Consider the following 12,046-nt stretch of genomic DNA (forward strand, 5'->3'; position numbering starts at 1 on the left):
ATGATGTGATCGGTGAGTCCACCGACCACGGAACCAGAATGACGGCCATTTGTTTCGGTCGGTGCAGACACCAACCGATAGACTAAAGTTGTTTTCGGTTATTGGGATACCAAACCATAAGCTAGTGAATTAAGATCCCCAGTCAAGCTGAGGATGACGACCGTTCTTGTAAACCGTTAAGAATTGATAGCCAACAACTGATAGGTTGAGAGGAGATTGCCACAGCCAATGAAAAAATAGCTTCGCAATGAAGCTTTGATGATCCTGTCATTTTGGCAAATAAAACGCTTTGGAACAACCCTTGTTATGCAGCAGGTAGATTAAACAATATTTACATATATGAGCATACAGGAAAGAGGAAATATCTCGATACATACCGAGAATATTTTCCCGATAATTAAGAAGTTTTTATACTCTGATAACGAGATTTTTCTTCGTGAGTTGGTTTCTAACGCAGTAGATGCCGTTCAGAAAATTAAAAGACTAGGTTCATTAGGTCAGTTTAATGGCGAAGTTGGCCAGCCTTTGGTGCAAGTTGCTGTTGATAAGGAAGCAAAAACCATTACAATTAGCGATAATGGTTTGGGTATGACTGCCGAAGAAATTAAAAAATACATTAACCAAGTTGCATTTTCTGGCGCAAGTGAGTTTGTAGAAAAATTTAAGGATGCGAAAGATGCCAATGAAATCATCGGTAAATTCGGTTTAGGTTTTTATTCGGCTTTCATGGTTGCAGATTTAGTTGAGATTAATACTTTATCGTATCAAGATGGTGCAGAACCTGCTCGTTGGGTTTGTGATGGTAGTACCGAATTCGAAATTACAGAAGGAACGAAAACTACTCGTGGAACAGATATCATTCTTCACATCAACAAAGATTCTGAAGAGTTTTTAGAGGAATCGAAACTGCAGGAAATTCTTGATAAATACGCTAAATTCTTACCTGTTCCAATTAAGTTTGGTACTAAAACAGAATCTATAGAAGATGGTGTTGATGAAGAAGGTAAAGCAAAATATAACGATGTTGAGGTTGATAACATCATCAACACCACAAATCCAATCTGGGCAAAAGCACCTGCAGATTTGTCAGATGAGGATTATTTAAGTTTCTATCGTGAATTATATCCATTTAGCGAAGAGCCATTATTTTGGATTCACTTAAATGTTGATTATCCATTCAACCTAACGGGAGTATTGTATTTCCCTAAGTTGAAAAACGATTTCGAAATGCAACGCAACAAAATCAAGTTGTATTCTCGTCAGGTTTTTATTACGGATGAGGTTAAGGACATTGTTCCAGAATTCTTGATGTTATTGCATGGTGTAATCGATTCACCTGATATTCCACTAAACGTTTCGCGTAGTTTCTTACAGGCGGATAGTAATGTTAAAAAGATCAACAGTTACATCACTAGAAAGGTTGCTGATAAATTAGGCGAACTTTTTGTTAAAGACCGTAAATCTTACGAAGACAAATGGAAAGACATTGGTATGTTCGTAAAATATGGTATGATTAGCGAAGATAAATTCTACGATAAGGCAAAAGATTTCGCTTTGGTTGGAAACACTAAAAATGAGCTTTTCACTTTACCAGAATACGCGGAGAAAGTTGCGCCTTTGCAAACAGATAAAAACGGAACGGTAGTTTATTTGTACACCAATGATGCTTCCAAACAAGATGCGTTCATCCAATCGGCGAATAAAAAAGATTATGATGTTTTGGTTTTAGATTCTCAAATTGATAATCATTTCATCCAGCAATTAGAGCAGAAATTAGAGAAAACATCTATCAAACGTGTAGATTCTAGCGTTGCCGACAAATTGATTGAGAAAGATGAAGTTAATGAGCATGTTTTAACTGAAGATCAGGTTAAAGAAGTTACAACGATCTTTGAAAAAGCAATTACAAAACCTGGCATGCAGGTAGAAGTTGTGGCTTTACATCCTGAGGAATTGCCAGTTACGATTACGATGGATGAATTTATGCGCCGTATGAAAGATATGGCAGCTATGGGTGGCGGAATGGGTTTTTATGGCCAAATGCCAGATAGTTATAAAGTTGCCATCAATGGAAACCATAAATTGGTGAGCAAAATTTTAAAGGCAGAAGGCGAAGAGCAAAGCAATTTAGCTAAACAAGCTATAGATTTAGCTTTGTTGGCTCAAGGTATGTTAACTGGTGCAGAATTAACTGCATTTGTAAGCAGAAGTGTGGAGTTGATTTAAAGTATTAACTGGATTCGGGCAATGAACTAGAGTAACTATTTGTGCGTTTTAACACGCTGTACGCTATATCCCCGATGAAAAATCGGGGGATGCCGCTTCCATCGTTAACGCTAGCAAATCTTTAATGAAAATTGCTTATAAAGTATTATCAAAAAGGAGAAGCTTTTAGCTTCTCCTTTTTTTATGAAAATTCAATGCAAAAAAAAATCCCGATTTTCATCAGGACTTTAATGTGGTAAGAATTTTCGGGAACTCTTAGATTAAAATTATTATTTTTCTAGCTTGCTAATGCATTGTGTTTGTGGTCCACGTTGAAATAATCTTTGTGGTCTTCAATCATTTTTGCAATTGTTGCAGCTTTGGTATCAGTAAGTTTGAATTCGAATAATGGCTCTTGATTTTTTTTCGATCTAACCATTTTCTCAGTATAAAAACGATAAACTAAACCATTGGTTAGTAAACCATATTTCGCTTTAGTTTTACGGAAATATTTAGATAGGCGAGAATCGTGAATATCTAAATTATCATCATGGTGTTTGCATTCTACCAAAATTGTTGGCTCACCATCTTTCATAATGGTATAATCAACTTTTTTACTTTTTTTAACACCGAAATCTAGTACAGCTTCAGATTGAACTTCAGAAGGATCAAAGCCTAAAATTTGGATAAAAGGCATTACTAGGGCATTCCTAGTTGAATCTTCAGATTGAACTTGAGGAAGCATTTTCTTAATTCTCACGGCAAATTGCCCGATTTCGTCTTTAAGTTCCATGGATATATCTTTAATAGGGAGTTAGTTCTTTAAATTGTACTGGGTAAAAACAGTATTTGCTGTTGTAATAATTTGGTCTAAACTTCTCTTATCGAAAAAGTTTCTATTTAACATGGCAACCATGTAGGTTAATTTATTGATATCGGCAGCTTGCATAATCAATTGAAAGCTTTTCAAACCATCCTTAATTGCTTGCTGAACATAATTGCGAACAATAAGAAATGATTTTCTGAAAGCAAATTCCTTATCTAGCTTACCGTTATCCGAAGTTTGCAAATTAAGATTGCTATATTCTCTTTGCATTCTTTGGTACATATCTGCATCAATACCTTGATTTTTAAGAATTCCCCTGTAGTAAATGCTATTTAGTAAAAACTCGTATTCGTTATATTTCATGGCGATGTTTTTAATAGATGTTGGGAGAATGATGTTTCTTAGTTTTTATACTTTTTCTGTTTGTTTGCCGCTTTCCAAATCCCCAAAACCCAGTGTTGTATGGCCTGTTTTTAATTTTCTTATCTACAGGCTACACAATATTGGGCAGGCAGATGTTTTGGTTTAACTGAAAGAGATTATGCTTTCAATTATTTGTTTTTGGCAAACAGTTTAAAGATTACAAAAAGATATTGCGTTTGTAATTTTTTTACATCAACTAGTCAGTTTATTACATGAAACCCATAGTTTTTTAGACGAAACGGGTTCGAGTTTTTTTATAGCGGTTTGATAAACCAATTCATTTTTTATTTAACTTGCATTCAAATCATTCCAAACAGACATATTTACAAAATCATGAATCTAAAATGCGTTGTTATAGACGATGAGCAACATGCTATTGAGGTACTAACTGACCATATAGCCGAAATGCCTGGTTTAACAATTTTTAAAACCTTTACTAGCCCTGTGCAGGCACTTACCGAAATTAGCGCAGACGATGAGATTGATTTACTTTTCATGGACATCGATATGCCTGGGATTAATGGCATAGAATTGGCCAAAAACATTAGGGAAAAGGCAAAATATTTAATCTTTACCACTGCACATCCAGATTATGCACTTCAGGCATTTGATGTTCAGTCAGATCAATATTTACTTAAACCGATATCATTTGCAAAATTTGCACTTGGAATTGACAGGATATTAAAGAAAGAAGCAAACAATGCTAAATCGGCATCAAAAGAAGCTGATCAGATTGCGGCACTATATATTAAGGGAGACCATAAGTATGCATTTTCTAACATCGCGATAGATGAAATACTTTACATAAAGGCCTTACAAAACTATATACAGATTATTACAAAAGGCGAAACCCACACCACCTACCTTACACTCAAAGAAATTGAAAAAGCTTTAGAGAGCCACGCCTTTATTCGTGTGAATAAATCGAATATTGTGGCCAAAGCAGCAATTAAAAAGGTAGATGGAAATATTATCCGTCTTGTAAATAATGAGATGATTCAAATTGGCGAAGGCTATAAAGAAGCTTTCTTCGCCTATGTTCAAAGTAGCTTATTGAAATCTAATAGAAGTCAGTAATTATAGACCTACGATAAAGCTGGTAGCAATTGTTTGGCTTTGATCACCTGTAGGGTTGGTTTGGTAGCCGCTTTGAACCTTTACACTTTTGTAAACGAATACAGTTTTTTTAGTAATCCTTGAAGTACTTTGAGTTTTCATAATTTAAATTTTATAAACCTAGGATGAAACTTGTAGCAATTGTTTGGCTTTGATCACCTGTAGGATTGGTTTGGTAACCGCTTTGAACCTTTACACTTTTGTAAACGAATACAGTTTTTTTAGTGATCTTTGAAGTATTTTGAGTTTTCATATTTTTTTTTTAAATAATGTATAATGTGTTTCGTTTGTTACAATTAACTGCTGTAAAGGTGCGCCAACCAAACCAACTCTACCATTTTTTTACACAAAACATGGGTTTTAGAAGATAAAAACCCTATATCAATAGATCTACACAGAAAAAATGTCTCCACTTAACCTTAAAAATTTCTATCAGAAATATAAACTTCACATAATTGTCTGGAGTATTTTCATCATTTATGAAGTTTTCATACTTGGATTAATAAAGGATCGCTTTAATCAAATTGGCGCATACACCATCGTTTATATAACTAACATCTTTTTATTTTATAGTTATGCTTGGGTCCTTAAAAAAATCTTAAATGTCAATGAACCTAAATTAAAAATCATAAAAATTATTTTACTAATACTAGCAGCAATAGCAACTTATGTCGCTTGCAGCAGTGTTTTATTTGTAATATTTGAAAAAATTAATTTCTTCTTTGAACCAAAAGGTGCAACAGCAACTGATTTTGATTTTCTTTTGTCATGTGTGTATCGCTCCTTAGCTATTATCGGTTATTCCACTGGTTACGTTTATATTCTAAAATCGTTTGAAGATAGAAAAAAAGTTGAGGCACTCGAGCGTCAAAGTCTTGTTACGCAAATAGAAAAACAGGCTCTTGAAAATGATTTAGTTCAGTCGCAAAATAACTACCTGCGCAGTCAAATTAATCCTCACTTTTTATTCAATACCTTAAATTTTATTTATAATGATGCCCGTAAAAAAGCACCTATGGCTGCCGATGCCATAATGAATCTTGCGGAGATGATGCGCTATGCCTTAAAAAGGCCAGAAGCATCGGAAATGGTACCATTGAGTGAAGAGATTGAACAAATAGAACACCTTATTAACCTGCATAAGTTAAGAACGGCTAATGGCATCAATTTAGATTTGAAGATAACAGGCGATTTATTTGGATTAAGGTTTCCTCCCCTCATTTTACTTACCCTTGTAGAAAATATATTCAAACATGGGAATGTTACGCATTCTACCCAAGCAGCAGAAATAAAAATCGCCTACGAGAAGAATAATCTAAACATTACAACTGTAAACATGATTAATGACAATAAAGGCAAGCAAACCGAAAGTCATCATGTTGGGATTGAGAACATTAATAAACGCCTTGCCAACTTTTATGGGGAGGAGTATATGTTCAGGTATTACAAGGACCCGCAGAATAGGTACATCACCGAAATTGATGTAGAGGTGATTAACCCTATGTCGAAGTTAAATTATTAGCAATTAATGGCATTTTGCCGCTGAAGATCTTTCGATAGAAAATAATACATTATCATTTCATGAGTTCGCTGATCTTTGCTAAAAAGGCGATTAACGTGCATGTGCATTAAATCGCCAAACAACTTGGTTAGCTTCTCTGGCTCGCTTTTGATTAAAACACTTGAAAAGCTAGCTGAAAACTCATTAAATTTTTGCTGTTGATGATCATTTAAAGCCTGAAACTCTGATTTTCTAAAAAGTTGAAACTGGCCATTTAGCTTTTTAAAATCCGCAGCATCCAAATCATGCTCATTTGTAAAAATATCGGCCATTATTCGAACTGCATTGGTTAAGGTCTTACGATCGAAAATACCCGAAGCCTGAAGATTATAAGCCAAAGCTGCACATAACTGGTATTTATCAAAATCACTCGGCTGCGTTTCAAATAAAGAAAGAACAAATTCACTATCGACAGCAAAATGCTGCTCGATTAACGCTATTGCATCTGCCCCATAGCGCTCCAACTCTCGCTTGTAGGTTTTAACCTGAATATCAGATATTAATCCTGAAGAAAGGTAAACCTCCAATTCATCAACAAATTGGGAGGTTAGCCTTTGTCCATAATTTTCATCGTTTAGTAAAATCCTAAACCTAATGTGGTTGCCATTTTCACTATACCTTATAAAAAACCATAATTTGATAGCCGATTGATACTGATTTAAGAACGGCATAATCACTTCTGCCAAAATTTGATCTGTTCGCTGCTGGTGACAAAAAACCTCAAAATACAACCACTCTTTCCCTGGCGGAAAAAATTCTTTCACCTCAGATTTAACATTAGGCTCTTTAACACCACGATAAATTTTATCGCGATGATATAGGTTTACAATAAATTGACTGAGGTAAGGCTTCCCATATTGATCGACAACTAGATTTCTATTTGGCAGTATTACCTCTTCTAAATAAATGCTGGTTTGTTTCTGTATAAATTGCGTAAAAGCTTGTAAATCCACATCATTAGCCAAGTTGAAACATAAGGTTTGATCAGAAATTCCAGCTTTAAAAAATTGACTTACGCCGAGCTTTTGCAAGTATTCCCTACACTGGTCTATAGGTATAAATTGCTTGTTTAAATCACAAAGATCTTGCTTTTTTATCTTCCACTTCGAAGCACTTAAAACAAGATTTTGATATTGCAACCTTGGGTAGTAATCTAAATCTGGAAAAATATTATCGAGCGACAAGGATAAACTTGCCTGCAACGATTGCTGCTGCAAATCGCAGAGCAACCTAAAAACCGATAAATCAGATCGGGTATAATTATAGGCAGAGGCCATTTTTGGAACAATCCTCCTGTTAAACCTTTTAGAACGCAATACAACTTCCGACCCTTGAATGGAGACTTGAATATCGTTTAATGTTAATGGATCTGAAGAGGTATCGAAGTTTAAAATAGAGAGCTGGTACTGGTAGAGTAATTTTCTACGATTTATATTATCCACGTTCGTTTCCACCATATAGGCAACATCAAAAAACAGCACATCAGGATTTGCTTCTTGCTCTATTTCAGCTATGCTTTTACAATAGGCTTCTACCTCGTTATTGGCCATTGAAAATCGACCACCTAATGCATTGGCAGTTGATCCTCCAATTTGATCTACAAAAATTAAATCATCAACAACCGACATAATCATACTCATTGAATTTGGCAGCGTGGGTAGCTTTTCATTGAGTTTTAATGGCAACTTATTTAGGAGAATGGTTTCTCCTCTTTTAAAATATTGTGTAGAGAGCTGATTGGAAAGCAATGCCTTTAAATCATTAGTGGCTTTCTCAGTTACCTTTTTAATATTCAGTTGAGCAATAAAATCATCACTCCCACCAGCTTGTTCCAATTCATCATAACCTACGCCCATTTCGGGATCTAAAGCTAATGCAAGTGGAATTTCCTTACCCTCAAATTTTTTAGTGAACTTATCTACAAATTGCTTAAGTGCTGGCTTATTATCAAAAGGTAGCGTTCCCTGAAGCAACTTTACTAAACCCGGAACAGCTTGCAATAACCGCTCATCAACATGACCAGACTTTACAGTTCTTTCTGCGATAAGGTATTTTGCTGGATAATCTTCAGGTTTTAAACCAATCCGCTCAAAATAATCCTCACCAATAATATTTGGGTCGAAATTGGTAAAAACAAGCTGCAGTTCGTGCATATCTTGTAGCAATCCATATAGGTTAGCCAATTCATCATCATCCAAGCCTAAAACCTTTACAAGCTCTACAACCCTAATTGGTTTAAGGCAAGCTGATAAAATTGCCAGTACAAAATCATTCTTATCAATTTCGGCTAATTCGAATAATCCATTTGTACAGGCGATATAACGGATACTATTTAAGGCCAGATAATAACTGCTATTGCTAAATAAAAGGCAATTTTGTTCAATTAGTTCTACAAAATTAAAATGAATATTATTTTTTGATGGCCAATCGATTAATGCTCGTATCTTTTGGTTTTCTTCAACTATAATTTGCTCGTCCGATGGTTTAACGGCATCAGCAAGAATGCTGAAACTGGCAAAAGTGCCGTACGGTGTAGGCCGGAATTTTGCTCTATTGAAGTATTTCCAAATGGTAAAAAATATTTTTGGTGGGAGCTGATGAACTTCATCGGCATTAACATCTTTAATATGCTCATAAAAGGCTGTTGAAGATATAGCAATTGCAGCTTTCAATTCCTCCCAACAGGCCGATAACTCAGCATGATACGAAAATTTAGGTGTTCTAAATATTACTGTTGGATGGATATTAAGCTTCATGAATTTAAATGTTAGGCGAAAATTACAAAGATTAATCTTAAAAACCCTATCGCTTAATCGCAAAAAAGCCATCTCCTTAAAAAGAAGATGGCTCAACCGGGACAATAGATTATATTATTTCTTGGTAACCTTAAATTCTGTTCTTCTATTTTTAGCTCTTCCTACAGGATTATCCTTTTTCTTTTTGCCGTACCCAATGGTATTTGGCGCAACAGGAACCGATTCGCCATAACCTTTGGAGGTCATTCTGGAAGCAGCTATACCCTTACTCACCAAATAATCAACGCAAGATTGCGCTCTTTTATTTGAGAGCACCAAATTATATTCATCGGTACCAACATTATCAGTATGTGCGCCAAGTTCGATTTCCATTTCCGTATTATCTTCCATAATTGGCACTAAGAAATCGAGCACTTTTTTAGATGGCTCGGTTAAATCTGCACTATCAAATTCATAGTAAACATTATCCAACACGATTGGAATACCCAACTTAAACGGACTTAAACAATAATCTCTATAAATTAAAGTATCGGCTTTTGCCAATTCTTCGTAGGCATAATTCTTACTAATGGCGAAGTAATTATCTTTTGCAAACGTAAGTTTAATCGGGCGTTTCGAATCTACCTTAAATTCGTATTTTCCATCTAAAACTGTGGTCATTTTTTGTTCTCCCTCCACATTAGAAAGAGTTACGTTAGCATCAGGCAAAGGTTTTTTTGTTTTACAATCTGACAATATACCGCTAACCGTAAAGAACTCCTTTTTTACCTCAAAAATTTCTAGACAGCAAGAAGATTCACGATCAGAACTGATGTAACCCTTAGTTCCTTTTTCATCCGCAGCGGTAAAATAAATATCATCCTTTGATGAATTAAACGGAAAACCTAAGTTTTTTGGCTTAGTCCAGTTGATTAGATCACCTTCAGCCTCGAAGAAATCTAAGCCGCCCAGTCCAATTCTTCCATCGGTACTAAACAATAATTTTTTGGTTAAAACATTATAATAAGGCGCTCTTTCATCGTCTTCAGTGTTAATTGATCCGCCCAAATTTACAGGTTGGCCCAAAGTTCCATCTTCGCGAAGTGTACAAAACCAAATATCGAATTTGCCATAACCACCCGATCGATCAGAAGAGAAAAGCAAATATCTGCCATCGCTGGTTACAAAAGGTTGAGAGGCGTTAAAGTCCTTACTATTTACCTCAAGACCAAGTGGCAGTGGATTTGTCCATTTATCGCCAGTTTTTTTCGAGCTGTAAATCGAATAATTTCCTTTATCTGCCCAAACCGTAAAGTATGCGGTATTGCCATCGGGTGTAAAACTAGCTGCGGCAACTTCCATATTTTTAGGAAAGTTAATGTCCATCATTTTTACAGAGATATCTGTTGCCGAAAGTTCGCTTTTAGTGGTATAAATATTATTGATGAATGGATTGGATTTTGTAGACACCTGAACTTCTCCAGCCTCGGTTTTAACAATATCCTTTTTACCAGCTATTGTAATGGGGCGAGATGAGGTAAAATAAAATTCGTTATTAATTTTTAATGGCGCATAATTAGAACCTAATCCGTTTACATTACTGGGTAATTTTTTCACTTGAACCATTCTTGGAAAACGCATTTCCTCCATGGCAAACTTGCAAGATTCGATCTCTTTTTCGGCATCCTTAACGAAGATATCGCCAGGATTTTTTTTGATGTAATCTTGAAAAGAAGTAATCGCCTGCGTGAATTTTTTGTTCGCCCTTAATGATTCGGCATAATAGAAAAGCGCTTTCCTAAAACGGGTATTTGTAAAGGTAATGGCAACACCATAATATTTTTCTGCCTCGTTAAATTCACGATATAACCTACTAGATTCTGCTAAATTGAAGATGGAGCCCTCGTAATCCTCGATTACTTTCTCATCTGTACCCGATTTCCTTTCTTTACCATAGGGCAATACTGCCTGTGTACTATCGCCAGTAATTTTCAGCGCTTTCTTATAAAAAGTTGATGCAGCGTAATAGTCCTTGTTTTCGAAATAGGTATCGGCAATTTTTTTATAATTCACCACATACTGAGCGTTTGCAAAACCGCCAAATGCCACTAATAAAAGAAGTAATATTTTTTTCATGTGAATAATTATAAACGTGGACAAAAGAAGTTTGGACCAATAATTCCGTTACGACCAATTAATGAAATAGACAGTTCTAAGCCTCCATTACTGTTGGAAGCACGATTAAAGCTGGAGGTATTTACATCATAACTTAATCCAAAAACCATATTTCTAAGCTGTAAACCAACAAAGGCAATTGCGGCATCTTTAACACGGTAATTTCCTCCAAATAAGATATTTGAATTTTGATTAACATTAAGCTGTGCATAAGCGCCAACTGAAATCTCATTCGTATTCCCTTGATACATCACCAATGCATTTGGAACAATATCCAGCAACTCTGAAGCACGAATTCTGGCGCCACCGTGTCCGGTAAATCGAACAGGTATTCTCGATTGCGTTCCTGAAAACCGATCCATTGGGCGAGTTAAATGCGCTGCACTTGCACCTAAGAAAACATTTACACTCTGGTTTGGATTACCATCGAAAAACATAATCCCAGCATTTACATCTGGCACCAATGAGGATTGAGAATTTAAGGTTTCGCCACTGATCATTCCACCGTCGTAACCTGTAACTGGATTAAACTGATTACCAAATTTAGCTTGCGAGAAATCGAAACTTCTGTTGATAATGCCCGCTTGCAAACCAAAGCTGATCATTTGTAAACCCTCGAAACCAAATCTTAATCGATAAGAGCCTGATACAAGCGCACTGAGATAATTGAAATCCAATTCACCAGCCCTTTGGTTTAATATGGTTGCGCCGAAAGCAAAGTTCTTTTTGGGGGCTAAATCAAATGATGCTCCACCAGTTAAAAACGAACTGTTTAGCGCACTCCATTGCTGCTTAAAATTCACCGAGGCACGATAATCTCCATCAATTACACCTGTTAAAGCTGGGTTTAGCCATAATGGATAAGCGTAATATTGAGAGAAGTGTGGATCGGTTTGTGCAAAGGATTTAGCCGAACAAAGCATCAATCCAACAATTGCCACATATATTTTTAAAGCCGATAGTATTTTCATGGTATTTGATTTTATCTGTTTATAAATTAATCCA

General features: G+C 35.6%; 10 protein-coding genes. 3 read left to right on the forward strand and 7 right to left on the reverse strand.

Annotation, left to right across the window (positions count from 1 at the left end; genetic code table 11):
• Positions 1–339 precede the first annotated feature (339 nt).
• Positions 340–2,226 (forward strand): molecular chaperone HtpG, encoded by a 1,887-nt coding sequence (gene htpG, locus EZ449_RS00160; RefSeq protein ID WP_205942912.1) that lies wholly within the window; start codon positions 340–342, stop codon positions 2,224–2,226.
• A gap of 277 nt (positions 2,227–2,503) precedes the next feature.
• Here the strand turns inward: htpG and EZ449_RS00165 are convergent, their stop codons facing one another.
• Both EZ449_RS00165 and EZ449_RS00170 read right to left on the reverse strand, forming a co-directional pair.
• On the reverse strand, positions 2,504–2,998 hold the full coding sequence (locus EZ449_RS00165) for a type I restriction enzyme HsdR N-terminal domain-containing protein (RefSeq protein WP_131555940.1): 495 nt from the start codon (positions 2,996–2,998) through the stop codon (positions 2,504–2,506).
• A gap of 21 nt (positions 2,999–3,019) precedes the next feature.
• Positions 3,020–3,394 (reverse strand): hypothetical protein, encoded by a 375-nt coding sequence (locus EZ449_RS00170; RefSeq protein ID WP_131555941.1) that lies wholly within the window; start codon positions 3,392–3,394, stop codon positions 3,020–3,022.
• A gap of 393 nt (positions 3,395–3,787) precedes the next feature.
• Between EZ449_RS00170 and EZ449_RS00175 the strand changes: the two genes are divergently transcribed.
• Positions 3,788–4,531, forward strand: a complete 744-nt coding sequence (locus EZ449_RS00175) for a LytR/AlgR family response regulator transcription factor (protein ID WP_131555942.1) — start codon at positions 3,788–3,790, stop codon at positions 4,529–4,531.
• On the opposite strand, the gene EZ449_RS22545 is transcribed toward EZ449_RS00175, so the two are convergent.
• Both EZ449_RS22545 and EZ449_RS22550 read right to left on the reverse strand, forming a co-directional pair.
• Positions 4,532–4,672 carry a hypothetical protein gene (locus EZ449_RS22545; protein WP_165499660.1) on the reverse strand — a complete coding sequence of 47 codons (141 nt, stop codon included), beginning with the start codon at positions 4,670–4,672 and terminating at the stop codon, positions 4,532–4,534.
• A 10-nt stretch (positions 4,673–4,682) separates the two neighbouring features.
• A complete protein-coding gene (locus tag EZ449_RS22550) occupies positions 4,683–4,823 on the reverse strand; it encodes a hypothetical protein (RefSeq protein WP_165499661.1) in 141 nt (46 codons plus the stop codon).
• Between the two features lie 150 nt (positions 4,824–4,973).
• On the opposite strand from EZ449_RS22550, the gene EZ449_RS00180 reads away from it, so the two are divergent.
• The gene (locus tag EZ449_RS00180) at positions 4,974–6,092 is read left to right on the forward strand and encodes a sensor histidine kinase (RefSeq protein WP_131555943.1); all 1,119 of its coding nucleotides are present in this window, start codon (positions 4,974–4,976) and stop codon (positions 6,090–6,092) included.
• Here the strand turns inward: EZ449_RS00180 and EZ449_RS00185 are convergent.
• From EZ449_RS00185 to EZ449_RS00195, 3 genes are all read right to left on the reverse strand, one after another.
• Positions 6,089–8,887, reverse strand: a complete 2,799-nt coding sequence (locus EZ449_RS00185; RefSeq protein WP_165499662.1) for a lantibiotic dehydratase — start codon at positions 8,885–8,887, stop codon at positions 6,089–6,091. The two genes, EZ449_RS00180 and EZ449_RS00185, sit on opposite strands and share 4 nt — an antisense overlap.
• Before the next feature lie 114 nt (positions 8,888–9,001).
• A complete protein-coding gene (locus EZ449_RS00190) occupies positions 9,002–11,002 on the reverse strand; it encodes an OmpA family protein (protein WP_131555945.1) in 2,001 nt (666 codons plus the stop codon).
• A gap of 8 nt (positions 11,003–11,010) precedes the next feature.
• Complete coding sequence (locus tag EZ449_RS00195; RefSeq protein WP_131555946.1) at positions 11,011–12,012, reverse strand: PorP/SprF family type IX secretion system membrane protein; 1,002 nt, start codon at positions 12,010–12,012, stop codon at positions 11,011–11,013.
• Positions 12,013–12,046: the final 34 nt, after the last annotated feature.

The organism is Pedobacter frigidisoli (genome assembly GCF_004331675.1).
Taxonomy (GTDB): Bacteria; Bacteroidota; Bacteroidia; order Sphingobacteriales; family Sphingobacteriaceae; genus Pedobacter; species Pedobacter frigidisoli.

Excerpts from the sequence above, each read along its gene's own strand:
- htpG (WP_205942912.1), top strand. The coding sequence starts at position 340 with ATGAGCATACAGGAAAGAGGAAATATCTCGATACATACCGAGAATATT.
- EZ449_RS00165 (WP_131555940.1), bottom strand. The coding sequence starts at position 2,998 with ATGGAACTTAAAGACGAAATCGGGCAATTTGCCGTGAGAATTAAGAAA.
- EZ449_RS00170 (WP_131555941.1), bottom strand. The coding sequence starts at position 3,394 with ATGAAATATAACGAATACGAGTTTTTACTAAATAGCATTTACTACAGG.
- EZ449_RS00175 (WP_131555942.1), top strand. The coding sequence starts at position 3,788 with ATGAATCTAAAATGCGTTGTTATAGACGATGAGCAACATGCTATTGAG.
- EZ449_RS22545 (WP_165499660.1), bottom strand. The coding sequence starts at position 4,672 with ATGAAAACTCAAAGTACTTCAAGGATTACTAAAAAAACTGTATTCGTT.
- EZ449_RS22550 (WP_165499661.1), bottom strand. The coding sequence starts at position 4,823 with ATGAAAACTCAAAATACTTCAAAGATCACTAAAAAAACTGTATTCGTT.
- EZ449_RS00180 (WP_131555943.1), top strand. The coding sequence starts at position 4,974 with ATGTCTCCACTTAACCTTAAAAATTTCTATCAGAAATATAAACTTCAC.
- EZ449_RS00185 (WP_165499662.1), bottom strand. The coding sequence starts at position 8,887 with ATGAAGCTTAATATCCATCCAACAGTAATATTTAGAACACCTAAATTT.
- EZ449_RS00190 (WP_131555945.1), bottom strand. The coding sequence starts at position 11,002 with ATGAAAAAAATATTACTTCTTTTATTAGTGGCATTTGGCGGTTTTGCA.
- EZ449_RS00195 (WP_131555946.1), bottom strand. The coding sequence starts at position 12,012 with ATGAAAATACTATCGGCTTTAAAAATATATGTGGCAATTGTTGGATTG.